The sequence below is a fragment of the Pseudomonas sp. MWU12-2319 genome, assembly GCF_023242525.1.
In the GTDB taxonomy this organism is placed as follows: domain Bacteria; phylum Pseudomonadota; class Gammaproteobacteria; order Pseudomonadales; family Pseudomonadaceae; genus Aquipseudomonas; species Aquipseudomonas gingeri_D.
Genome location: NZ_JALJES010000012.1, coordinates 222128 through 245717, shown reverse-complemented (window position 1 = coordinate 245717; position 23590 = coordinate 222128). Strand labels below are relative to the sequence as shown.

Genomic DNA, 23590 nt, shown 5'->3' with positions numbered 1-23590 from the left:
GAGGCAGATTCCAGCCCATGCCCCGTAAAACCTGGCGCGCCGCGCTCGCCGCTTATGCCAGCCCCTCGACACTCGTGCTCCTGCTGCTCGGTTTCGCCGCCGGTCTGCCTTATATGTTGGTGTTTTCCACGCTTTCCGTCTGGCTGCGTGAAGCCGGCGTGGCCCGTGAAACCATCGGTTATGCCAGCCTGATCGGCCTCGCCTACGCCTTCAAATGGGTCTGGTCGCCGCTGCTCGACCAATGGCGCCTGCCGTTGCTCGGAAAACTCGGGCGCCGCCGTTCCTGGTTGGTGCTGGCGCAGATCCTGATCGTCCTCGGGTTGATCGGCATGGGTTTCTGCGATCCGCAGAAACACCTGTCCTGGCTGATCGCCATTGCTGTTGTCGTGGCCTTCGCCTCCGCGACCCAGGACATCGCGGTGGACGCCTATCGCCTGGAAATCGCCAACGACAGCCAGCAGGCCGCCCTGGCTGCCAGCTATATGTCGGGGTATCGGGTTGCCGCCCTGCTGGCCACCGCCGGCGCGCTGTTTATCGCCGAAGGTTTCGGTTCCACCGGCTTCAGCTACAAGCATTCGGCCTGGACCGGCACCTACGTGCTGTTCGGCCTGCTGATGATTCCGGCGCTGCTCACCACCTTCTTCATGCGCGAACCGCCAGTGCCGCTAAGGACCCAGCTCTCCGCCGGGCGCTACAGCTTCGTGCACCAGCTGTCCTCGGTCTTCGTGCTGATCGTCCTGCTGGTCTCGGTACCGGCGATGTTTACCCAGCTCTACAACACCGATTTCGCCAGCGTGCTGTTCCAGGGCCGGAGCATGCTTGACCTGCTGCTGGAAGACCGTGCCTTCCTGCGCGCTATCCTCTATACCATCCTCACCACCCTCTGCCTGTCGAGCATGGGCCGTCGCGGCCTGGCGCCGGTGCTGACGCCGGTCAACGACTTTATCGTCCGTTATCGCTGGCAGGCCCTGCTATTGCTGGGGCTGATCGCCACCTATCGGATGTCGGACACGGTGATGGGCGTGATGGCCAACGTGTTCTATATCGACCAGGGCTTTACCAAGGACCAGATCGCCGGGGTCAGCAAGATCTTCGGCCTGATCATGACCCTGGTCGGGGCCGGCATGGGCGGCCTGCTGATCGTGCGCTTCGGCATCCTGCCGATCCTGTTCATCGGCGGCGCGGCCTCGGCGGCGACCAACCTGCTGTTCATGCTGCTGGCCGATATGGGCCCGAACCTGAAGATGCTGATCGTCACCATCTCCCTGGACAACTTCAGTTCGGGCCTGGCGACCTCGGCCTTCGTCGCCTACCTGTCGAGCCTGACCAACCTGAAGTTCTCCGCCACCCAGTACGCCCTGCTCAGTTCGATCATGCTCCTGCTGCCGCGCCTGATCGGCGGTTATTCCGGGGTGATGGTGGAAAAGTTCGGCTACCACAAGTTCTTCATCATTACCGCCGTGATGGGTATTCCGACCCTGATCCTGATCGCCCTGCACTGGTATCAGTCCAGCCGTGGCGAAGGCGCGATACCCACCGCCGTCGGCGAAGAAACCCCGTAAATACAGGCCCGCACCGCTCTCCCCCGGAGCGGTGCGGCGACACGCCTGTACGTCGCCGGATCACACCCGTACAATGCTCAGTCATTTTCAGTCATCAGCAAGCGACAACGGCCAACCATGCGCACCAGTCAATATTTGCTCGCCACACAGAAAGAAACGCCTTCCGACGCGGTCGTGATCAGCCATCAGTTGATGCTGCGCGCCGGGATGATCCGCAAACTCGCTTCCGGCCTGTACACCTGGCTGCCCATGGGCCTGCGTGTCATGCGCAAGGTCGAAGCCATCGTGCGCGAGGAAATGAACGCGGCCGGCGCCCTGGAAGTGCTGATGCCCGGCATCCAGCCGGCTGAACTGTGGCAGGAATCCGGTCGTTGGGAACAATATGGCCCTGAGCTGCTGCGCCTGAAAGATCGCCACGACCGCGACTTCTGTGCCGGCCCTACCCACGAAGAAGTGATCACCGATCTGTGCCGCAACGAGCTGAGCAGCTACAAGCAACTGCCGATCAACCTGTACCAGATCCAGACCAAATTCCGTGACGAAATCCGCCCACGCTTCGGCCTGATGCGCGGTCGCGAATTCATCATGAAGGACGCCTACTCCTTCCACGTCGACCAGGCCTCGCTGCAGATCACCTACGACCGCATGCACCAGGCGTACTGCAATGTCTTTACCCGCCTGGGCCTGAAGTTCCGCCCGGTGGAAGCGGACAACGGCTCCATCGGCGGCGCCGGCTCCCATGAGTTCCACGTACTGGCCGAGTCCGGCGAAGACGATATCGTCTTCAGCAACGGCTCCGAGTACGCGGCGAATATCGAGAAGGCCGAAGCCGTGCCTCGCGAAACCTCGCGCCCGGCGCCGACCGAAGCCCTGCGCCTGGTCGACACCCCTGATGCAAAAACCATTGCGCAGCTGGTCGAAGGCTACAACCTGGCAATCGAAAAGACCGTCAAGACCCTGATCGTCCACGCCGAAGAAGAAGGCAAGCTGATTGCCCTGATCATCCGCGGCGATCACGAGCTGAACGAAATCAAGGCCGCCAACCAGCCAGGCGTTGCCAGCCCGCTGGTCATGGCTTCCGATGCCGAACTGCGTGACGCCATCGGTGCCGGTGCCGGCTCCCTCGGCCCGTTGAACCTGCCGCTGCCGATCATCATCGACCGTTCGGTCGAGCTGATGAGCGACTTCGGTATCGGCGCCAACATCGACGACAAGCACTACTTCGGCGTCAACTGGGAACGCGACCTGCCCGTACCGACCGTGGCCGACCTGCGCAACGTCGTGGCCGGCGATCCGAGCCCGGACGGCAAGGGCACCCTGGAGATCAAGCGCGGCATCGAAGTCGGCCACATCTTCCAGCTGGGCACCAAGTACAGCGAAGCGATGAAGTGCCAGGTCCTGGGCGAAAACGGCAAGCCGGTGACCCTGACCATGGGCTGCTACGGTATTGGCGTGTCCCGCGTGGTCGCTGCCGCCATCGAGCAGAACAACGACGCCAACGGCATCATCTGGAGCGACTCCCTGGCGCCGTTCCAGATCGCCCTGGTACCGCTGCGCTATGAAACCGAACAGGTTCGCGAAGCCACCGACAAGCTCTACGCCGAATTGACGGCCGCCGGCTTCGAAGTGCTGCTGGACGACCGCGACAAGAAAACCAGCCCGGGCATCAAGTTCGCCGACATGGAACTGATCGGCATTCCCCATCGGATCGTGGTCAGCGACCGCGGCCTGGCCGAAGGCAACCTGGAATACAAGAGCCGCACCGAGGCCGAGGCGCACGCGCTGCCGGTCGCCGACGTGCTGTCCTTCCTTCACGCCCGTATCCGTCGCTGAGTCCAGATAGAGCGCCCATGTTCAATCGAAGTACCTTAGCCCTCGGGGGCGCCGCCTTGTGCGGCGCCCTGCTGGTCAGCGGCTGCGCCAACCAGATGTCACAACGCAGCGAGCATGAAGAGCGTGTCGAGCGCAAACTGCTCGCTCACAGCCTGCAGATCGATGTCGGTGACCCCAAGGTTCTCGAGCTGCCGCAACGTCGCGTGCGGATTCACGAGCAGAAGACCTTCGAAGTCACCGAATTCGATGTTACCCGTCGCTATGATCGCTACACGCCTTATCAAGGCTGGCGCAAGGTCTATGAAATGCCGCTCGGGGCCCTGGCCCTGATCGGTGGCGCCGGTGCCAATGTGGCCAATATCTTTGCCCTCGGTCATATGCCGGACAGCATGACCCATGGCTGGCTCAAGGACGGCATCGACGGCCTCAATCCGTTCATGAACGTCGAGTCCGGCGGCCGTGCCCAGCAGAACCTGGCCGGGGTCGAGGAAATCCAGCGCGACAAGCGTACGGAATACTCGAGCCTGCCGTGGTCCGAACGCCCGGTGGAAGTAGTCGCCGGCAAACAGACCGCCGAGCTGACCACCGACCGCAATGGCGTGCTGCGCCTCAACCTGCTGGACAGCCCGTTTGCCGAGCAGGACCTGTATCGCATCGGCAACCTGCAGATCCGCGTGGAAGATGCCCAGGGTGAAATTCACTCGGACTCCAGCCTGTCCATCAGCAGCAAGCTGCGCGGCAAGCTGCTGGAGGCCCACGACCTGATCTACAACGACCTGGAGGGTGACGACGTCAACCAATGGGTGCATCGGGTCAAGCGCCTGTCGGAGTTGGGGCTGGAGGACGAAGCCAGCGAACTGGAGCAGAGCCTGATCGAACTGACCCGCAACGATCCCGAGTTGCAGCGTGAGTTTCTCAAGACCCTGACCAAAAAAGCCGGGCGGCTGGTGGCGGATCCCGCGGCCGACTGAAGCGTTCGAGCGGGCTGAAGACTAATCGCTTCAGCCGCTGAACAACTCCAGCTGTTCATGCCCACCGCGCAAATCCTGCAAACGCACACCAATCCCCAACAACCGCACCGGCCGGTCGCCTCGGGCAAAAGCCTGGCTCAGCAACTGCCGATAACCCTCCAGATCCCGCCCTGCCCCGGCCTGCTCCAGGGTCGTCTGGGTAAAGTCGTGGAACTTCACTTTGACGAACGGCTTGCCCGGCCGATAGCTGCTGTCGAGTCGGGCAATGCGCCCGGCGAGGGTTTCCATCAGTTCGGGGAGTTTTTCCAGGCAACTGGCAAGGTCCGGCAAGTCAACATCGTAGGTGTTTTCGACACTCACCGACTGCCGCCGGCTATCGTTGTGCACCAGCCGCTCATCGATGCCCCGGGCCAATCCCCACAGGCGCTCGCCAAAACTGCCGAACTCGCGGACCAGGGCCAACTTGCCCCATTCGCGCAATTGCAGGCAATCGGTAATTCCCAATCGCCCGAGCTTGTCCGCCGTGACCTTGCCGACCCCGTGCAGCTTGTTGACCGGCAAGCCGGCAACGAAGTCCTCCACCTGATCCGGTGTGATCACAAACAATCCGTTGGGCTTTTTCCAGTCGCTGGCGATCTTGGCCAGAAACTTGTTCGGCGCCACTCCGGCGGAGACGGTGATATGCAATTGCTTGGAGACCCGGCGCCGGATGTCCTGGGCAATGCGTGTCGCGCTGCCGGCAAAGTGCGGGCTGTCGGACACGTCGAGGTAGGCTTCATCCAGGGACAAGGGCTCGATCAGATCGGTGTAGTCGCGAAAGATCGCCTGGATATCCTTCGACGCTTCCTTATAGGCATCCATGCGCGGCTTGACGATGACCAGGTCCGGACACAGGCTCAAGGCATGCCGCGACGACATCGCCGAACGCACGCCAAAGGCTCGCGCCTCGTAATTGCAGGTGGCAATCACCCCCCGCCGATCCGCTGAACCGCCCACCGCCATGGGCTTGCCGGCCAGGCTCGGGTTATCACGCATCTCGATGGCGGCGTAGAAGCAATCACAGTCGACGTGGATGATTTTGCGTTGCGTCATGAAAACACAGGTTCATTCAGGGAGCGGAAACACTACAGGCCAGCAGTATCTCACCGACACCTGTATATAGCACCAGTAGTTTGATTCTTCCTCTTTACTTGTAGGAAACAACCCCTATGAATTTATTTTTTTAATCGAAAAGCACTCGTCGATAGAGCTGGAAGCCTTGCCCAGCATGGCCCCAAGCCCCGATGAAGAGCCCACCTCAAGCGCTAAGCGGTTGAACAATAAAGGGGTTTTCCTCAATTAGGGTTTGACAGCCCAGCGTTTCTCTGTAGAATGCCGACACACAGACGCGGGATGGAGCAGTCTGGTAGCTCGTCGGGCTCATAACCCGAAGGTCGTCGGTTCAAATCCGGCTCCCGCAACCAAACATCAAAAAAGGCTACTCGAAAGAGTGGCCTTTTTTGTGCGTGGGTGTTTTCACCTGGCAGCCTGAAAAAACCTTGATTGTCTGATACTTAGCGAAAGCAGCCGGTCAAATCGAGGTTTTGCACATTATTTTGACCAAACGGACCATTAACGGTTGACACCCCGCCGTTCGGCTGTAGAATGCCGCCACACAGACGCGGGATGGAGCAGTCTGGTAGCTCGTCGGGCTCATAACCCGAAGGTCGTCGGTTCAAATCCGGCTCCCGCAACCAAATATCAGAAAAGGCTGCTCGAAAGAGTGGCCTTTTTTGTATCCGCCAAAAAAACTTTCATCCAATCAAGGCAGGACGGATCGAACCCTCGACGGATAACGCAGTCAATGGGTGCACAGGCTAAGCTGAATCCGCAACAAACTTCCTCTACAACAGCCCGGGGCGTGGGTCGCCGTACAACGGCCAGACACGTTAATATTTGCAATTATTTTGTCCATAGGGATTGGTAACTTGGCTGGATACCCCCATCCTGTCGCGCACAATCCTAGAGGTGATTGATGCGCGCCAACTCGTCCGAACCACACGATACTGTTACAGCAACACACCCGATCTCCGCCAACCGTCTCCGTTGGCTGGATCTGTTGAGCAAGTACCGGCAGTCCGTCGGCCTGGCCATCACTCTGTTCCTGTTCGCTATCGCCCTGATCGCCTGTCGCCACCTGTTGATCGAACTCGACCTGGACGCCCTGCACGATTCGATTCTCAGCGTGCCCAAGCCAGCATTGGCCGGCGCCCTGGCGGCGACCGCCATCGGCTTCATTATCCTGCTGGGCTATGAGTGGTCCGCCAGCCGTTACGCTGATGTACAACTGCCGAAGCGCACTCTGGCACTCGGCGGTTTCACCGCCTTCGCCATCGGCAACGCCATTGGTTTGTCGCTGCTGTCCGGCGGTTCGGTGCGCTATCGACTCTATGCCCGTTTCGGCCTGGGGGCCGCCGAAGTCGCGCGGATGACCCTGTTCGCCAGTCTCTCGCTGGGTTGCGCGCTGCCCCCCCTGGCCGCCCTGGCAACCCTGAGCAACCTGCCCGCGGCGTCCGAAGCCCTGCACTTGCCGATCTATCTCCTCGGCGGCATCGCCGTGGTCGTGCTGGCCTTGACCGCCCTGCTGGCGGTCGGCATCTATCGCCGGCGCCTGCCGGAACAACCGATCAAGGACAACCTGCTGGTCAAGGTCGGACGTCGCACCCTGCGCCTGCCGAGTGCCCGACTGACCCTGCTGCAACTGGTGATTACCGCCCTGGACGTGGCCGCCGCCGCGACCGTGCTCTATCTGCTGTTGCCCGTAGCCCCACCGTTCGGCGCCTTCCTGCTGGTGTACCTGCTGGCCCTGGCCGCCGGTGTGCTCAGCCATGTGCCCGGCGGCGTGGGCGTGTTCGAAGCGATCCTGCTGGCCGCCTTTGCCAATGAACTGGGCGCCGCACCACTGGCCGCCGCGCTGCTGCTCTATCGCCTGATCTATGTGCTGTTGCCCTTGCTGCTGGCCTGCCTGGCCCTGCTGAGTACCGAAGCCCAGCGGCTGATGAGTACCCGCCAGAGCATGCGGGTGGCATCGGGTTTCGCGGCACCGATCCTCGCCGTACTGGTGTTCCTGTCCGGTGTGGTCCTGCTGTTCTCCGGCGCGACCCCGGAAATCGACACACGCCTGGAAGGCATCGACTTCCTGGTACCGGACCGCCTGATCGACGCCTCGCACTTCGGCGCCAGCCTGGTGGGCGTGTTGTGCCTGCTGCTGGCCCAGGGCCTGCGTCGACGCCTGTCCGCCGCCTGGATGCTGACCATGACCTTGCTGCTGGTGGGCGCCCTGCTCTCGCTGCTCAAGGGTTTCGACTGGGAAGAAGCCAGCATGCTGACGGCCACCGCCTGCCTGCTGGGGATTTTCCGCCGCTCCTTCTATCGACCCAGCCGCCTCACCGAACTGCCGTTCTCGCCACTCTATTTAGTGGCCAGTCTCTGCGTACTCGGTGCCTCGGTCTGGCTGCTGCTGTTCGCCTACCAGGACGTGCCCTACAGCCACGAGCTGTGGTGGCAGTTCGCGCTGGATGGTGATGCCCCCCGTGGCCTGCGTTCACTGCTGGGGGCCGCCGTGGTCCTGGTCGCCGTTTCGCTGACCTGGTTGCTGCGTACCGCGCGCCCAGTGATCCACCAGCCCACGCCCGATGAAATGGAGCGGGCGGTCAAGGTGCTGATGGCCTCGGACCAGCCTGATGGCGGCCTGGCCCTGACCGGCGACAAGGCGTTCCTGTTCCACCCCACCGACACCGCTTTCCTGATGTACGCCCGTCGTGGCCGCAGCCTGGTGGCGCTGTATGACCCGATCGGCCCGGCGCGCCAGCGTGCCGAACTGATCTGGCAATTCCGCGACCTGTGCGACACCCATCATGCCCGTCCGGTGTTCTATCAGGTGCGTGCGGAAAACCTGCCGTACTACATGGACATCGGCCTGACCGCCATCAAGCTCGGCGAAGAAGCCCGGGTCGACCTGCACCGCTTTGACCTCGAGTCCAAGGGCAAGGAGATGAAGGACCTGCGCTACACCTGGAACCGTGGTAGCCGCGACGGCCTGTCGCTGGAGATCTACGAACCGGGGCAGGCGCCGCTGGATGAGCTCAAGGTCATCTCCGACGCCTGGCTCACCGGCAAGAACGTGCGCGAGAAAGGTTTCTCCCTGGGCCGTTTCAGCCCCGAGTACATCAACCACTTCCGCGTTGCGATCATCCATTTCGAGGGGCGCCCGGTGGCGTTCGCCAATCTGCTCGAGACCCACAGCCATGAACTGGCCAGTCTCGACCTGATGCGTTCGCACCCCGACGCCCCCAAGCTGACCATGGAGTTCTTGATGGTTGGCCTGATTCAGCATTATAAGGCTCACGGATACGCGCGTTTCAGCCTGGGGATGGTCCCGCTGTCAGGCCTGCAACCACGGCGTGGCGCACCACTGACCCAGCGTCTGGGCTCGATGGTGTTCCAACGCGGCGAGCAGCTCTACAACTTCCAGGGCCTGCGTCGTTTCAAGGACAAGTTCCAGCCTGATTGGGAACCCCGTTACATGGCCGTGCCGGCAGGACTTGATCCGCTGGTCGCATTGGCCGATACCGCCGCCCTGATTGCAGGCGGCTTGACTGGATTGGTGAAACGCTGATGATTCAACGCTCCTGGCGGTTGTTACTGGTAATCGTGCTGCTCCTGGCCGCGCTTGCGGGAGGCGGCTACTGGTTCTGGAACCGCCCTCCACCGGAACCTACTCTCGAACACTTGAGCCAGGCCGACGGTTCGACCCTGACCCGCCTGACCCCTGGCACGACACCCAAGGCCCAGGTAGTCGTGGCGACCCTCGCCGAAGATGCCCTGAGCGACACACAGTTGTCCGCACTGAGTCGCAGCGGCGCGGCGCTGATCGTCCAGGTGATCCTGCCCAAGGACAACTGCACACAGCAGCAGAAGGCCCTGGACAATGCCTTGCAACAACTGAAGGGCCCGGCGACCCTGGTCAGCGGCGTTGGCCCGGGTGCGTCCCTGGCCTGGAACTGGCTGGCGTCCCAGACCAGCGACAAGGCCCAGGCGATCTCGGTGGGCTTCGTCCTCGATCAACCGGATTGCACGACCCCGGTACCGAAGACCGCGGCCCACGGCCACTGGCTGGTGGCCTGGAACGACGGCCCGGATGATCCGAGCGCGGCGTTCGTGCGCGACCAGGCGAATGCCGAAACCAGCATCAGCGACTACGACATCAAGCTGCCCCAGGTGTTGAACAACGAACTGCGCAAGATGCTGGTGGGCACGGACAACGGCGGCCTGGCCATTCCGGTGGTGGAAGTCCCGGCGGACAAGACCAGCGACACCGTGACCCTGTTCCTCTCCGGCGACGGCGGCTGGCGTGACCTGGACCGCGACGCGGCGGGTTATATGTCGAAGATGGGCTACCCGGTGGTGGGCATCGATACCCTGCGCTACTACTGGCAGCACAAGAGCCCGGAACAGACGGCCGCCGACCTGACCGAACTGATGCAGCACTACCGGCAGAAATGGGGTGCCAAGCGTTTCGTCCTGGCCGGCTACTCCTTTGGTGCCGACGTACTGCCGGCGATCTATAACCGCCTGCCGGAAAACGAGCAGCAGCGGGTCGACGCGATCATCCTGCTGGCGTTCGCCCGCAGCGGCAGTTTCGAGATCCACGTTGACGGCTGGTTGGGCAAGGCCGGCATGGAACTCGATACTGGCCCGGACATGGCCAAGCTGCCGGCAGCCAAGGTGCTGTGTATCTATGGCCAGGACGAAGTGAAGGAAAGTGGCTGCACCACCACCACCGCGGTGGGAGAGGCCGTCAAGCTGCCAGGGGGTCATCACTTCGACGAGAACTACCCGGCGCTGGCCAAGCGGTTGGTGGATGCTATCCAGAAGCGTCAGGTCAAAAGCGAATGATGCGAGCCCTGTAGGCGCCCAAAGAAAAAGCCCCCGCTGCCGCAAGGCAACGGGGGCTTTTTCATACCCGTGGAATCAGATCTCGACCTGGGTCCCCAGTTCGATCACCCGGTTCACCGGCAACTTGAAGAAACGCAGGTTACCGTTGGCATTCTTCAGCATGAAGGCAAACAGACTCTCCCTCCAGCGCGCCATCCCGACGATCTTCGAAGCGATCACCGTCTCACGGCTGAGGAAGTAGGTGGTGCGCATCGGACTGAAATCCAGCTCGTCCAGATGACACAGCTTCAGCGCCTCAGGCACATCCGGCTCATCGATAAAACCGAAGTGCAGGATGACCCGGAAGAACCCCTCGCCATAGGCATCGACCTCGAACCGTCGCTGCGTCGGCACCCGCGGAATGTCCTCGTACACCACCGTCAGCAACACCACCTGCTCATGCAGCACCTGGTTATGCAGCAAGTTGTGCAACAACGCATGGGGCACCGCATCCGGCCGTGCGGTCAGGAACACCGCCGTACCCTGCACCCGATGAGGCGGCTGCACGCGAATACTGCCAATAAAGATCGGCAACGGCAGGCCCCCTTCGTCGAGGCGGTCCATCAGCAGCTCCTTGCCGCGTTTCCAGGTGGTCATGAGGATAAACAGCACGATCCCCGCCAATACCGGGAAGGCACCGCCCTGGACGATCTTGGGCACGTTGGCGGCGAAGAACAGCCCGTCCACCAGCAGGAAGCCCACCAGGATCGGCACGGTCAGGATCGGCGACCATTTCCACAGCAACAGCATCACCGCCGCCACCAGGATACTGGTGATCAGCATGGTCCCGGTCACCGCCACGCCATAAGCCGAGGCCAGGGCGTTGGAGGAGCCAAACCCGATCACCAGCAGGATCACGCCGATCATCAGGGTCCAGTTCACCGCACCGATGTAGATCTGCCCCTGCTCGGCACTCGAAGTGTGCTGGATATGCATGCGCGGGATGTAGCCCAACTGGATCGCCTGGCGGGTCAGGGAGAACGCCCCGGAGATCACCGCCTGGGAAGCGATCACCGTCGCCAGGGTCGACAGCACCACCAGCGGCACCAAGGCCCAGGCCGGCGCCAGCAGATAGAAGGGGTTGCGCGCCGCGTCCGGGCTTCCCAGCAGCAAGGCGCCCTGGCCGAAGTAGTTCAGGACCAGCGCCGGCAGCACCAGGGCGAACCAGGCGCGAGCGATTGGCTTGCGACCGAAGTGGCCCATATCGGCATACAAGGCTTCGGCACCGGTCAACGCCAGCACCACCGCCCCCAGAATCGTCACACCCATGCCCGGGTGAATGACAAAGAAGTGCACGCCCCACATCGGGTTCAACGCGCTCAGTACTTCAGGGTGCAGGGAAATACCATAGGCGCCCATGACCCCCAGTACCACGAACCACGCCACCATCACCGGCCCGAACAGCTTGCCGATACTCGCGGTGCCATGCCTCTGGATCAAGAACAACGCCACCAGCACCACCAGCGACAGCGGTACCACCCAATGCTCCAACCCGTCGAAGGCAATTTCCAGACCCTCGACCGCCGAGAGCACCGAGATCGCCGGCGTGATCATGCTGTCGCCATAGAACAGTGCCGCGCCGATCAACCCGAGAACCACCAGCGTCGACTGCAATTTCGGGTATGACGCCGATGCTCGCCGCGCCAACGCGGTCAGGGCCATGATCCCGCCCTCGCCCTGGTTGTCGGCCCGCAGGATAAACAGCACATACTTGATCGAGACCACCCAGACCAGCGACCAGAAGATCAGTGCCAGAATCCCGAAGACACCGTCATGGTCGACCGGCACCCCGTAACCACCAGTGAACACCTCCTTGAGGGTATATAACGGGCTGGTGCCGATGTCGCCGTACACCACCCCTACCGCCGCTACCAGCATACCCAACGGCTTTGCCGTCGAGTGCCCGACCTGCCCCTCACTCACTGCCTGACCACCCATCAACTACTCCTACACCCCGGAATAAGGCTTCTTTCAAGAAGCACTATTTGCTTTTTCACGCAGCATGCGCTGTTTTTCTTACAGTTGCCGACGATTTATAAGTCATCGGATATTTGAAACAAAAAATGACAGCAACTCGCATCGGGCGAAGCATAGCGCAGCACTCGTCGCATTTCCCTGCATAAAGCTGGTCAAGTGCCTCGGCCATCGCTAGAATTGCGCACTTTTTGATCAGAGGCGCATCAGCGCCCACGCGACGCCCTTGTCCCAAGTGGCTCGACACCCTAATACCGAGGTTAGACATGTCCACCCCTACCGCGCCAGCCAACCCCAAGGTCGGCTTCGTATCCCTGGGTTGCCCGAAAGCACTGGTCGACTCCGAGCGCATCCTTACGCAACTGCGCATGGAAGGCTATGACGTGGTGTCCACCTACCAGGACGCCGACGTCGTGGTGGTCAACACCTGCGGCTTTATCGACAGTGCCAAGGCCGAGTCCCTGGAAGTGATCGGCGAAGCCATCAAGGAAAACGGCAAGGTGATCGTCACCGGCTGCATGGGTGTCGAAGAAGGCAATATCCGCAAGGTGCACCCCAGCGTGCTGGCCGTGACCGGCCCGCAGCAGTACGAGCAGGTAGTCAATGCCGTGCACGAAGTCGTGCCGCCGCGCCAGGACCACAACCCGCTGATCGACCTGGTGCCGCCGCAAGGCATCAAGCTGACCCCGCGCCACTACGCCTACCTGAAGATTTCCGAAGGCTGCAACCATAGCTGCAGCTTCTGCATCATCCCGTCGATGCGCGGCAAGCTGGTCAGCCGTCCGGTGGGTGACGTACTCGACGAGGCCCAGCGCCTGGTCAAGTCCGGGGTCAAGGAACTGCTGGTGATCTCCCAGGACACCAGCGCCTACGGCGTCGACGTGAAGTACCGTACCGGCTTCTGGAACGGCGCTCCGGTGAAAACCCGCATGACCGAGTTGTGCGAAGCCCTCGGCAGCCTGGGCGTGTGGGTACGCCTGCACTACGTCTACCCATACCCCCATGTCGACGAACTGATCCCGTTGATGGCCGCCGGCAAGATCCTGCCGTACCTGGACATCCCGTTCCAGCATGCCAGCCCGAAAGTGCTCAAGTCGATGAAACGCCCGGCGTTCGAAGACAAGACCCTGGCGCGGATCAAGAACTGGCGGGAAATCTGTCCGGACCTGATCATCCGCTCGACCTTTATCGTCGGTTTCCCCGGCGAGACCGAGGAAGACTTCCAGTACCTGCTCGACTGGCTGACCGAAGCCCAGCTCGACCGCGTCGGCTGCTTCCAGTACTCGCCGGTCGAAGGCGCACCGGCCAACGACCTTGGCCTGGACGTGGTCCCGGATGACGTCAAGCAGGAGCGCTGGGATCGCTTCATGGCCCATCAACAGGCCATCAGCACCGCCCGCCTGCAACTGCGCATCGGCCGCGATATCGAAGTGCTGATCGACGAAGTCGACGAACAGGGTGCGGTCGGTCGCTGCTTCTTCGACGCCCCGGAAATCGACGGCAACGTGTTTATCGAAGGCGCCGGCGATCTCAAGCCCGGCGACAAGGTCTGGTGCCGGGTCACCGACGCCGACGAATACGACCTCTGGGCTGAAACGATCTAAGCTGTAAATAATCTGAAAAGCCCCGCTCTTTCAACGAGATGCGGGGCTTTTTTACGGCTATAGTCTGGCGTGTGTACAACCGCGATGGAAGGAATCTGCTACATGCCCCAGCTCCCGGTGATCCAAACCCCCAAGCCCGGTGACTACCCGGAACTGGCCCAGCTCTGGGAAGACTCGGTGCGCGCTACCCATGACTTCCTGCCGGACAGTTATCTCCAACTGCTGAAGAACATGCTGCTGACCCACTACCTGGATGCGGTCATGCTGGTCTGTACCCGCGATTCGCGCCAGCGCATCACCGGTTTTGCCGGGGTCGCGGCGGGCAAGGTCGAAATGCTGTTCATCGCCCCGCACGCACGCGGCACGGGCTTGGGCAAGCTGTTGCTGCGCTACGCCATCGAACACCTGAATGCCGATGAACTGGACGTCAACGAACAGAACGCCCAGGCCGTCGGTTTCTACTTCAAGCAGGGCTTCGAGGTGATCGGTCGCTCGGAGAAGGATGGCATGGGCCAGCCCTATCCTTTGCTGCATCTGCGCCTCAAGCGCTGAGTGCGACAAATGTTGCCGGGCTTAACCGGCGCCAGGCAGGTACAATAGCCGCCCCCCTTTTTTACGGCCGCCGTCATGTCTGAACCCACCCGCCTTTCCAAACGTCTGATCGAGCTGGTCGGCTGCTCCCGTCGGGAGGCCGAACTGTTCATCGAAGGCGGCTGGGTCACGGTCGACGGCGAAGTCATCGACGAGCCGCAGTTCAAGGTCCAAGCCCAGAAAGTCGAACTGGACCCCGAAGCCAAGGCCACCGCCCCGGAGCCGGTGACCCTGTTGCTGCACCAACCGGTCGGCCTGAACCCCGAGGCGGCCATGCAACTGCTGCACGCCGAGACGCTCTCCGAGGAACACCGCTATGGCAAGCGTCCGCTCAAGGGGCACTTCCTGCGCCTGACCGCGGGTGCCGACCTGCAAGCCGGCGCCAGCGGCCTGGTGGTGTTCACCCAGGACTGGAAAATCCTCCGCAAGCTCACCGCCGACACCGCCAAGATCGAGCAGGAATATGTGGTGGAAGTCAGCGGCGATATCGTCGAGCACGGTCTCAACCGCCTGAGCCATGGCCTGACCTACAAGGGCCGCGAGTTGCCCGCGGTGAAAGCCAGCTGGCAGAACGAGAACCGCCTGCGTTTCGCGATGAAAAACCCGCAACCCGGGGTGATCGCGCTGTTTTGCCAGGCGGTCGGGCTCAAGGTCGTGTCCATCCGTCGGATCCGTATCGGCGGCGTCTCCATCGGCAAGGTGCCCGTGGGCCAATGGCGCTACCTGTCGACCAAGGAAAAATTCTAATCCCCGCTTCAACGTCGCGCAGATGCGCGGCGTCTACCTCTCAGGATGGTTCACATGATTCACAACGACGTACTGCGTAGCGTGCGCTACATGCTCGACATCAGCGACAACAAGGTCGTCGAGCTCATCAAGCTGACCGGCTTCGAAGTGGCCAAGGCCGATGTCATCACCTACCTGAAAAAGGATGAGGAAGAAGGCTTCGTGCATTGCCCGGACGAGGTCATGGCGCACTTTCTCGATGGCCTGGTGATCTTCAAGCGCGGCAAGGACGAAAGCCGTCCGGCGCTGCCGGTCGAGCTGCCGGTGACCAACAACATCATCCTGAAAAAACTGCGGGTCGCCTTCGAACTGAAGGAAGACGACATGCACGCGATTCTCAAGGCCGCCGAGTTCCCGGTGTCCAAGCCCGAGCTGAGCGCGCTGTTCCGCAAGTTCGGCCACACCAACTACCGTCCCTGCGGCGACCAGTTGCTGCGCAACTTCCTCAAGGGGCTGACGCTGCGCGTTCGCGGCTGATCTACTTCGACGTGCATGGCGCATCATTGCGCCGCCCAATAGTGGCTCCGCTTTTGACTCCTGACGGCTAGGGTATCGATACCTTTTCGCACTCAGGATTCGCCATGCACCCTTACTTCTCCCTGCAAGGCCGCACCGCCCTGGTCACCGGCGGTACCCGTGGCATCGGCAAGATGATCGCCAAGGCCTTTGTCGAGGCCGGTGCCCACGTCTACGTCTGTGCCCGGGATGCCGAAGCCTGCCAGCAGACCGCCGATGAACTCGGCGCCCTCGGGCACTGTGAGGCCCTGGCCGCCAACCTGGCGACCGAAGAGGGTGTGCTGGCGCTGGCAACGCGCCTGGGTGAGCGGATCGATCGACTGGATATCCTCGTCAACAACGCCGGCACCACCTGGGGTGCGCCGCTGGAAAGCTATCCGGTGAAGGGCTGGGAAAAGGTCATGCAACTGAACGTGACCTCGGTCTTCAACTGTATCCAGCAATTCCTGCCGCTACTGCGCAAGGCCGGCTCGGCGGCGAACCCGGCGCGAATCATCAATATCGGTTCGGTGGCGGGGATTTCTTCCTTCGGCGAGCAGGCCTATGCCTATGGCCCGAGCAAGGCGGCACTGCATCAACTGTCACGGATTCTGGCGCGGGAGCTGGTCAGCCAGCACATCAACGTCAATGTGATCGCGCCGGGACGCTTTCCGAGCAAGATGACCCAGCATATCGGCGCCGACGAGCAGGCGCTGGCCGAGGACACGGCGTTGATTCCCATGAAGCGCTGGGGGCGCGAGGAAGAGATGGCGGCGCTGGCGATCAGTTTGGCGAGTACCGCCGGGGCTTATATGACCGGGAATATCATTCCTCTGGATGGCGGCTTCAGCCTGTAATCACAGGAAATACCGAAGACTAACTTGTGGAACCCCATACCTGTGGGAGCAGAGCTTGCTCGCGAAGGGGCCCTTGTGGCCGCTAAAAACTTCGCGGCGGTGCGGCGATCCGGCAAGCTCCGCTCCCACAAGTTCAGATCCCGGCCCGCAACACGCTTTCGGGCAGCGCCTCGCCGCGCTCGACACTGGCTGCCACGGCCGCGATCAGCCCATCCAGCTCATACCCCTGGGTCTTCAGCCACTGCGGATCGTAATAGGTGGTGGCGTAACGCTCGCCGCCGTCACAGAGGATCGCCACGATCGACCCGCTCTCTCCCGCCTGGACCATCTGCCGTGCCGCCATCAGCGCACCGACCAGGTTGGTGCCGCTGGAACCGCCGACCCGCCGCCCCAAACGCTGCGCCAGGTAATGCATGGCCGCCAGGGACAAGGCATCCGGCACCTTGACCATGGCATCGATCACCTTGGGCAGGAACGACGCCTCGACCCGTGGACGCCCGATCCCCTCGATCCGCGAACCGCAGTCCAGACGCAGGCCGGCGTCCCCCGTCAGGTAAAAGTCAAAGAACACCGAACGCTCGGCATCGGCGCACAACACCCGGGTGCCATGCTGGCGATAACGCACATAACGCCCCAGGGTCGCCGTGGTGCCGCCGGTACCTGGGCTGGAAATCAGCCAGCTCGGCTCCGGATGCCGCTCGAAACGCAGCTGCTGGAAAATCGACTCGGCGATATTGTTGTTCGCCCGCCAGTCAGTGGCCCGTTCGGCGTAGGTGAACTGATCCATGAAATGGCCGCCGCTCTCCCGGGCCAGGCGCTCGGACTCGGCATAGATCTGCGTCGGGTCCTGCACCAGGTGGCTCTTGCCACCGTAGAAGGCAATCTGCGCGATCTTTTCCTGGGACGTGGTGGCCGGCATTACCGCGATAAACGGCAGGCCCAGCAGGCGCGCGAAATAGGCTTCGGAGATTGCCGTCGAACCGCTGGACGCCTCGATCACCGGCGCGCCCGGACGCAGCCAGCCATTACACAGCGCATAGAGGAACAGCGAACGCGCCAGGCGATGCTTCAGGCTGCCGGTCGGATGGCTGGACTCGTCCTTGAAGTACAGCTCGATGCCCGGCAGGCCCGGCAGCGGCAAAGGGATCAGGTGGGTGTCGGCACTGCGCTGGAAGTCGGCTTCAATGATCCGGATCGCTTCCCGGGCCCACTGTCGGTTGTCGCTCATGATGGGTACTCGTCTTGGAACGGAGGTGCTCGAAAGCACTGACGGCTGGCTGCGCCACTGGCCCAGGGCCAAACCGCTGAAGGATAAACAGAGATCGGAGCCCTGACAGGCTCCACGGCAATAATCCGTTAACTATAGGAAGTTTCCTACCGACCGCACAGATACAGTGAAGACGCAATTAGACACACAACTGCTAGGCTTTTGCGGTCAGCCCCTCAATCACCCGCTTATAACAAAAAAGAATATAACTTTTGTTTTAACAACTAACAGTACGGGTTAGGGTGTCCTACCTTTTTGAATTCATCGATGGAGAGCGACCTTGCCTCTGCGTAGCACTTTCACCCGTTTCTTTCAGCTGGAAGCTGCCAGCGGCCTGCTATTGATTGCCGCCGCAGCCCTGGCCCTGATCATCAACAACTCGCCGTTGTCGCACCTCTACGCCGGTCTGCTGGACGTGCCGGTGGTGGCCCAGGTCGGCGCCCTGCAAATCGCCAAACCCCTGCTGCTGTGGATCAACGACGGCCTGATGGCATTGTTCTTCCTGCTGATCGGCCTGGAGGTCAAGCGCGAACTCCTCGAGGGCCATCTGTCCAAGCCGTCGCAGGTGGTGCTGCCTGGTGCGGCAGCGATCGGCGGCATGGTGGTGCCGGCGCTGATCTACTGGTTCCTCAACCGTGACAATCCGGCGGCGCTCGACGGCTGGGCGATCCCCATGGCCACCGACATCGCCTTCGCCCTCGGGGTGCTGGCCTTGCTCGGCAAGCGGGTGCCGGTGTCGCTGAAGCTGTTCCTGATGACCCTGGCGATCATCGACGACCTGGGCGCGATCATCGTCATTGCAATCTTCTATTCCCATGAACTGTCGACATTGTCGCTGGCGCTGGCCGGGGCCTGCCTGGTGGCGCTGATCGCGATGAATCGCCTGGGGGTGGTCAAGCTCGGGCCCTATATGGTGATCGGCCTGATCCTCTGGGTCTGCGTGCTCAAGAGCGGCGTGCATGCGACGCTGGCCGGCGTGACCCTGGCGTTCTGCATTCCGCTGCGCACCCACAACGCCGAAGCCTCGCCATTGCTGAGCCTGGAGCATGCGCTGCATCCCTGGGTGGCGTTCGGCATCCTGCCGCTGTTCGCCTTTGCCAACGCCGGCGTGTCCCTGGCAGGCGTGAACCTGGAAAGCTTCACCCACCCTGTGCCGATGGGCATCGCCGCCGGCCTGCTGATCGGCAAGACGGTGGGCGTCTTCGGCCTGACCTGGCTGGCGGTCCGCGCGGGCCTCGCGGCGCTGCCCCACGGCGCCAACTGGGGGCAGGTGTTCGGCGTGGCGATCCTCTGCGGCATCGGTTTCACCATGAGCCTGTTTGTCGGCTCCCTGGCCTTTATACCGGGCAGCAGCGACTACGCCGGCATGGACCGCATGGGGATTCTCACCGGTTCGATCCTGGCGGCGGTGATCGGCTATGCCGTGATGGCGGGGGCCAGTCGCAAGCCCAAGGCGTCCGTGTAGCGTTCCGACAAAAGTTTTGGCGGTCTCACGGACCTCTTCGCGAGCAAGCTCTGCTCTACAGGTTCGTGGTGATCGCCTAATCAGCGAACACCAGAAAAAGAAAACCCCGACCAGTTACCTGGCCGGGGTTTCTTTTTAAGGCTGATTGCGAAATCAGTGGGAAACGCGGCTGGTGCCACCCACGGTGGAAATACGCACGCGCTCACCAACCCGGAAGATTTCGTTCGGCTGAACTTCCTGCACATAGGCACGCATGCTGCCGTCGTCTTCACGTACGGTGATTTCAACACCCTGGGCGCTGGTCAGGCCTTTTTCAGCCATGTTGCCCAGCACGCCACCAGCGACCGCACCAATCACCGCCGTCACGATACTGCCACGACCACCGCCGATGGCACTGCCGCCGACGCCACCGACAATAGCACCGGCACCGGCACCGATAGGCGAGTTGCTGCCTTCGATTTTCACTGGACGCAGCGACTCGATGGTGCCCATGCGAATGGTCTGCACGCGACGCGCTTCGTCACGGGAATAGGAATCGCCGGTCAGGCTGTTGGTGCAACCACCCAGCAACATCGCCATCGTGGAGAAGGAAGCAATCAACAAAACAGACTTACGCATAGGATCAACTCCAAAAGATATGACTTTAATTAAACTCCGCAGCTTGATCCCTGTCACGGCACCGCACGGATAAAATGATGTTCATTCAGCGCCAGTACAGCCTCGGCGCCCGGGAATTCGGAGCACATCAGACACTCGATGGAACGTGATCTGGCGCTACGGCTACCGGGAGACAGTGCAATACACAAAAAGTTCATATCTGAACTTCTGCGCAAATTCTGGGGGAAGCTTATCAAGCATCTGGCTTGGCGGCAGTGGTTTGAAACCACTGCCCCGGGAAATCCAGGTCAGATCAAGGTGCCAGGCGCCGACGTGTCCAGTCCGCGCCAAGCAGGCGGTAGTCGAGCCGGTCATGCAGGCGACTGGCGCGACCTTGCCAGAATTCGATGCGCTCCGGTAGCAAACGATAACCGCCCCAATGCTCAGGGCAGTCGGGCCGGGTATCGCTGAAACGCGCTTCGGTGTTCTGGAGCAAGCCCTCGAGTTCCCCGCGATCGGCAATCACTCGGCTTTGCGGTGAAGCCCAGGCCCCCAACCGACTGCCCAACGGGCGCACCTGGAAGTAGGCATCCGACTCCTGCGCCGAGACCTTGACCACCCGCCCCTCGATCCGCACCTGGCGTTCCAGGGTCGGCCAGAAGAAGGTCATCGCGGCAAAGGGACGGGCCGCCAGTTGCCGGCCCTTGTCGCTCTCATAGTTGGTGAAGAAGGTAAAACCCGCCTCGTCCAGGCCCTTGAGCAACAGGATGCGGCAATGCGGGCGCCCTTCCTCGTCCACCGTTGCCAGGGTCATGGCATTGGCCTCGACAGGCGCCTGCTCGGTTTTCACCGCCTCGGCGAACCACTGGTGGAACAGCGCAAACGGCTCGGCCGGGGCCAGGGCCTCGGTGAGACCGTCACGGGTGTAGTCTCGGCGCATATCCGCCAGGGCTTGAGTCATGGCGCGTTCCCTCTCGATCGTCAGGTCAGTTCTTGGTCGAGCTGTCGGTGCTGGCGTCTTTCTTCGCCGGCGCTGCAGCCTTGTCCGCCGCGGGCTTGGCCGCCGCTTTCTTGACCGGGGCCTTCTTGTGCACCGGGGCTTTCTTGGCCACGGCCTTGCCCTTGGCAGCCGCTTTCTTCGCCACAGGCGCAGCCACTGCCGGCTTGACGTCAGCAGCCGCCACCTGGGTGACCGGAAGCGGAGCCGGCATCGGAATGCTGTATTTGCTCAACAGCGCAACCATGGTGTTCTGCGGCGTCAGGATGATTTCCACACGACGGTTCAGGGCACGGCCTTCGCTGCTGTCGTTGGCGGCACGCGGCATGTCCGCGCCCATGCCACGCAGCATCAGGCGATCACGATGCAGGCCGCTGAGACCGAAGATCGCGGCAACGGACTGAGCCCGTTGCTGGCTCAAGGCCTGGGTCGACTCGGCGCTGGTGCTGTTGTCACCATGGCCGAGGATCAGCACGGCGGTCTTGGGATCGCCCTCGACGGTCTTGGCGATTCGGCTGAAAGGACCGAGGGTGACCGGCAGCAACATTTCCGGGCGTTTGGGGTTGTAGAAACCGTCCACGGGGGCAATGACCACCAGCACGTTTTCACGCCGCTCCAGCTTCAGGGAGCTGTCCTGGATGGCGACACGCAGGCGCGGCTCATAGTCGTCGAGCCAGGCCTGGGTGATTTTCGGATCGGGCATCGGCACGGCCTTGACCGGCGGCGGGGCGGTTTCCTTGGCCTTGTCCGAGCTGCCGAACGGCCACCACCAGTGGGTAGCAGGATCGGTCTGCGGTGCTGGCGTCGTTGCGGCGGCAACCGCCGTGGCCAGTGGCACGGGCTTGTCCTGTGGCTTGGCGGCCGGCGCAGCAGCCTGGGCCGGGTCTTTCACGGCAGCCTTGTCGGACGAACCGAACGGCCACCACCAGCTGCTGCCGGTATCCGCGCTGGCTGTCGGCGCGACTGCAACGCTTGGAGCTGCGGGTGCCACGACAGGCGCTACCGGAGCACCGGCCTTGGCGGCGGGCGCGGGTGCAGCAGGTTTGGCCGGGAGCTTGGCAGCATCCTTGGACGTGGCTACGGCTGCCGCAGGAGCGGCGGGTGTACCCGCGTTAGCTGTCGCCGGGGCTTGAGCAATGTCCTTGTCCGCACTTTGTGGAAGTTGCGCACAACCGGTCACGGTCAGGCAGAGGGCCAGGGCGAGAGACTTGTTCGATGACATTGGATATCCACAAAATGAGATAGAGAAACGAGGGCCTTCAGGCCCCATGAAACAGTGTATTAGAAAGCAAAAAAGTCACAGGGTTCCGGCCTACGACTTTATCCGAGCATTCTACAGACAGCCGGCAAGAATCCGTACTAGCTTCTGTGCCCGTGGGTCCATCAAGACATAAGGGCCGAGGGTATTGGTAACGAAGCCAAACGCGACATCGTATTCGGGGTCGGCAAAGCCGACGGAACCGCCGGCACCCGGGTGGCCGAAGGCCTTGGCCCCGAGGCCGAACGTGGCGTTGGGAACCTCCGGCTGATCGAGCATGCAGCCCAGGCCGAAACGGGTCTGGGTCAGCAGGGTCTTGTCCATGCCCAGGCTGTGCTGGCGGGTCAGTTCCTCGAGCATGTCGGCTTCCAGCAGGCGCCCGTCGAGCAGGCCGCTATAGAAGCCCGCCAGGCTGCGTGCATTGCCATGCCCGTTGGCGGCCGGTTGCTGCATGCGCCGCCACTCCGGCTTGTTGGTGCTGGTCATGATCGACGGTGGGTTGGTGAACGCCCGGGTGCTCATCGCCTCGGGTTCGCGCATCGTCACTTGCAGCAGGCGCTGGGCCGCCGCATCGCCGACATTGCCCTTGCCCCGGGCGATATGGGCGACGCGATGGAATTCTTCGTCCGCCAGGCCAACATGGAAGTCCAGGCCCAGCGGCCGGGCAATCCGCGCCACGATGGACTCGCCCGGCCCACGGCCATCGGCGCGTCGTAACAACTCGCCGACCAGCCAGCCATAGGTGATCGCGGCGTAGCCATGGCCCTCGCCGGGCGTCCACCAGGGGGTTTCGGCCGCCAGGGCGTCGACCATGGTCTGCCAGTTGTAGAGCGCCTCGGGAGGCAGCAACTGGCGCAAGGCCGGCAAGCCGGCCTGATGGCAGAGCAGCTGGCGCAGGGTGATACCGGACTTGCCGGCGGCGGTGAACTCGGGCCAATACTGGGCAACCGGAACATCCAGTTGCAGCTTACCCTCGGCCACCAGTTGCAGCGCGGTGACAGCGGTAAAGGTCTTGGTGCAGGAAAACAGGTTGGCGATGGTGTCGCTGTGCCAGGCCTCGGCGCCATCCTTGTCGGAGGAGCCGGCCCAGAGATCGACCACGGTTTCACCGCCGATCTGGATACAGAGCGCGGCGCCGCGCTCCTGGGGATCGTCGAAAAGGGCCGCGAAGGCTTCGCGCACCGCCTCGAATTGAAGTTCGAAATGACCCTGAATCTGCACCCGTGACTCTCCCGCCGCAACACCTTCCAAAGTGGCCTGCATTGTTCCAGCGATTGGCAGGTTTGGGAACAGACCTGAATCAGACAATTCGTAACACCTTGCAAGAATTGTCAGACGCTGCGCGAAACGCTGTAGG

General features: G+C 62.2%; 18 protein-coding genes and 2 tRNA genes. 13 read left to right on the top strand and 7 right to left on the bottom strand.

Annotated elements, in window-relative coordinates:
• Positions 1-17: 17 nt before the first annotated feature.
• From M5C01_RS20600 to M5C01_RS20590, 3 genes are all read left to right on the top strand, one after another.
• On the top strand, positions 18-1562 hold the full coding sequence (locus M5C01_RS20600) for an AmpG family muropeptide MFS transporter (RefSeq protein ID WP_103498956.1): 1545 nt from the start codon (positions 18-20) through the stop codon (positions 1560-1562).
• 117 nt (positions 1563-1679) lie between these two features.
• The gene (locus tag M5C01_RS20595) at positions 1680-3395 is read left to right on the top strand and encodes a proline--tRNA ligase (RefSeq protein ID WP_152740248.1); all 1716 of its coding nucleotides are present in this window, start codon (positions 1680-1682) and stop codon (positions 3393-3395) included.
• A gap of 17 nt (positions 3396-3412) precedes the next feature.
• On the top strand, positions 3413-4366 hold the full coding sequence (locus tag M5C01_RS20590) for a hypothetical protein (RefSeq protein WP_152740247.1): 954 nt from the start codon (positions 3413-3415) through the stop codon (positions 4364-4366).
• 30 nt (positions 4367-4396) lie between these two features.
• Here the strand turns inward: M5C01_RS20590 and dinB are convergent, their stop codons facing one another.
• A complete protein-coding gene (dinB, locus tag M5C01_RS20585; protein WP_152740246.1) occupies positions 4397-5458 on the bottom strand; it encodes a DNA polymerase IV in 1062 nt (353 codons plus the stop codon).
• A 294-nt stretch (positions 5459-5752) separates the two neighbouring features.
• Between dinB and M5C01_RS20580 the strand changes: the two genes are divergently transcribed.
• From M5C01_RS20580 to M5C01_RS20565, 4 genes are all read left to right on the top strand, one after another.
• Positions 5753-5829 (top strand) — tRNA-Met (locus M5C01_RS20580).
• 196 nt (positions 5830-6025) lie between these two features.
• A tRNA-Met gene (locus M5C01_RS20575) sits at positions 6026-6102 on the top strand.
• 278 nt (positions 6103-6380) lie between these two features.
• Positions 6381-9023, top strand: coding sequence for a bifunctional lysylphosphatidylglycerol flippase/synthetase MprF (gene mprF, locus M5C01_RS20570; RefSeq protein WP_103496424.1), 2643 nt, complete (start codon positions 6381-6383; stop codon positions 9021-9023).
• Entirely contained in the window at positions 9023-10303 is a 1281-nt protein-coding gene (locus tag M5C01_RS20565) for an AcvB/VirJ family lysyl-phosphatidylglycerol hydrolase (RefSeq protein WP_152740245.1), read from the top strand. The genes mprF and M5C01_RS20565 overlap by 1 nt, the downstream gene beginning before the upstream one ends.
• Positions 10304-10378: 75 nt before the next feature.
• Here M5C01_RS20565 and M5C01_RS20560 read toward each other — a convergent pair whose 3' ends face one another.
• Complete coding sequence (locus M5C01_RS20560; RefSeq protein ID WP_152740244.1) at positions 10379-12280, bottom strand: potassium transporter Kup; 1902 nt, start codon at positions 12278-12280, stop codon at positions 10379-10381.
• A gap of 302 nt (positions 12281-12582) precedes the next feature.
• Between M5C01_RS20560 and rimO the strand changes: the two genes are divergently transcribed.
• From rimO to M5C01_RS20535, 5 genes are all read left to right on the top strand, one after another.
• Complete coding sequence (gene rimO / locus M5C01_RS20555; RefSeq protein WP_103496420.1) at positions 12583-13920, top strand: 30S ribosomal protein S12 methylthiotransferase RimO; 1338 nt, start codon at positions 12583-12585, stop codon at positions 13918-13920.
• Positions 13921-14022: 102 nt separating this feature from the next.
• Positions 14023-14472: a GNAT family N-acetyltransferase gene (locus tag M5C01_RS20550; RefSeq protein ID WP_152740243.1), complete on the top strand. Its 450-nt coding sequence runs from the start codon at positions 14023-14025 to the stop codon at positions 14470-14472.
• 75 nt (positions 14473-14547) lie between these two features.
• Entirely contained in the window at positions 14548-15258 is a 711-nt protein-coding gene (locus M5C01_RS20545) for an rRNA pseudouridine synthase (protein WP_152740242.1), read from the top strand.
• A gap of 54 nt (positions 15259-15312) precedes the next feature.
• Positions 15313-15774, top strand: coding sequence for a DUF1456 family protein (locus M5C01_RS20540; protein WP_103496417.1), 462 nt, complete (start codon positions 15313-15315; stop codon positions 15772-15774).
• 104 nt (positions 15775-15878) lie between these two features.
• A complete protein-coding gene (locus M5C01_RS20535) occupies positions 15879-16649 on the top strand; it encodes an SDR family oxidoreductase (RefSeq protein WP_103496416.1) in 771 nt (256 codons plus the stop codon).
• A gap of 133 nt (positions 16650-16782) precedes the next feature.
• Here the strand turns inward: M5C01_RS20535 and M5C01_RS20530 are convergent, their stop codons facing one another.
• Positions 16783-17880: a PLP-dependent cysteine synthase family protein gene (locus M5C01_RS20530; RefSeq protein WP_177100213.1), complete on the bottom strand. Its 1098-nt coding sequence runs from the start codon at positions 17878-17880 to the stop codon at positions 16783-16785.
• 316 nt (positions 17881-18196) lie between these two features.
• On the opposite strand from M5C01_RS20530, the gene nhaA reads away from it, so the two are divergent.
• Positions 18197-19381 (top strand): Na+/H+ antiporter NhaA, encoded by a 1185-nt coding sequence (nhaA, locus tag M5C01_RS20525; protein WP_103496414.1) that lies wholly within the window; start codon positions 18197-18199, stop codon positions 19379-19381.
• A gap of 153 nt (positions 19382-19534) precedes the next feature.
• Here nhaA and M5C01_RS20520 read toward each other — a convergent pair whose 3' ends face one another.
• The 4 genes from M5C01_RS20520 to M5C01_RS20505 all read right to left on the bottom strand — a co-directional run bounded on the left by M5C01_RS20520 (position 19535) and on the right by M5C01_RS20505 (position 23454).
• Positions 19535-19999, bottom strand: a complete 465-nt coding sequence (locus M5C01_RS20520; protein ID WP_103496413.1) for a glycine zipper 2TM domain-containing protein — start codon at positions 19997-19999, stop codon at positions 19535-19537.
• Positions 20000-20291: 292 nt separating this feature from the next.
• The gene (pdxH, locus tag M5C01_RS20515; protein WP_152740241.1) at positions 20292-20939 is read right to left on the bottom strand and encodes a pyridoxamine 5'-phosphate oxidase; all 648 of its coding nucleotides are present in this window, start codon (positions 20937-20939) and stop codon (positions 20292-20294) included.
• A 25-nt stretch (positions 20940-20964) separates the two neighbouring features.
• On the bottom strand, positions 20965-22197 hold the full coding sequence (locus M5C01_RS20510) for an OmpA family protein (RefSeq protein WP_152740240.1): 1233 nt from the start codon (positions 22195-22197) through the stop codon (positions 20965-20967).
• A 111-nt stretch (positions 22198-22308) separates the two neighbouring features.
• On the bottom strand, positions 22309-23454 hold the full coding sequence (locus M5C01_RS20505; RefSeq protein WP_178129904.1) for a serine hydrolase domain-containing protein: 1146 nt from the start codon (positions 23452-23454) through the stop codon (positions 22309-22311).
• Positions 23455-23590 lie beyond the last annotated feature (136 nt).

Bases quoted from the DNA above. Each gene is read 5' to 3' on its own strand.
- M5C01_RS20600 (WP_103498956.1), top strand. From the start codon at position 18: ATGCCCCGTAAAACCTGGCGCGCCGCGCTCGCCGCTTATGCCAGCCCC.
- M5C01_RS20595 (WP_152740248.1), top strand. From the start codon at position 1,680: ATGCGCACCAGTCAATATTTGCTCGCCACACAGAAAGAAACGCCTTCC.
- M5C01_RS20590 (WP_152740247.1), top strand. From the start codon at position 3,413: ATGTTCAATCGAAGTACCTTAGCCCTCGGGGGCGCCGCCTTGTGCGGC.
- dinB (WP_152740246.1), bottom strand. From the start codon at position 5,458: ATGACGCAACGCAAAATCATCCACGTCGACTGTGATTGCTTCTACGCC.
- mprF (WP_103496424.1), top strand. From the start codon at position 6,381: ATGCGCGCCAACTCGTCCGAACCACACGATACTGTTACAGCAACACAC.
- M5C01_RS20565 (WP_152740245.1), top strand. From the start codon at position 9,023: ATGATTCAACGCTCCTGGCGGTTGTTACTGGTAATCGTGCTGCTCCTG.
- M5C01_RS20560 (WP_152740244.1), bottom strand. From the start codon at position 12,280: ATGGGTGGTCAGGCAGTGAGTGAGGGGCAGGTCGGGCACTCGACGGCA.
- rimO (WP_103496420.1), top strand. From the start codon at position 12,583: ATGTCCACCCCTACCGCGCCAGCCAACCCCAAGGTCGGCTTCGTATCC.
- M5C01_RS20550 (WP_152740243.1), top strand. From the start codon at position 14,023: ATGCCCCAGCTCCCGGTGATCCAAACCCCCAAGCCCGGTGACTACCCG.
- M5C01_RS20545 (WP_152740242.1), top strand. From the start codon at position 14,548: ATGTCTGAACCCACCCGCCTTTCCAAACGTCTGATCGAGCTGGTCGGC.
- M5C01_RS20540 (WP_103496417.1), top strand. From the start codon at position 15,313: ATGATTCACAACGACGTACTGCGTAGCGTGCGCTACATGCTCGACATC.
- M5C01_RS20535 (WP_103496416.1), top strand. From the start codon at position 15,879: ATGCACCCTTACTTCTCCCTGCAAGGCCGCACCGCCCTGGTCACCGGC.
- M5C01_RS20520 (WP_103496413.1), bottom strand. From the start codon at position 19,999: ATGCGTAAGTCTGTTTTGTTGATTGCTTCCTTCTCCACGATGGCGATG.
- pdxH (WP_152740241.1), bottom strand. From the start codon at position 20,939: ATGACTCAAGCCCTGGCGGATATGCGCCGAGACTACACCCGTGACGGT.
- M5C01_RS20510 (WP_152740240.1), bottom strand. From the start codon at position 22,197: ATGTCATCGAACAAGTCTCTCGCCCTGGCCCTCTGCCTGACCGTGACC.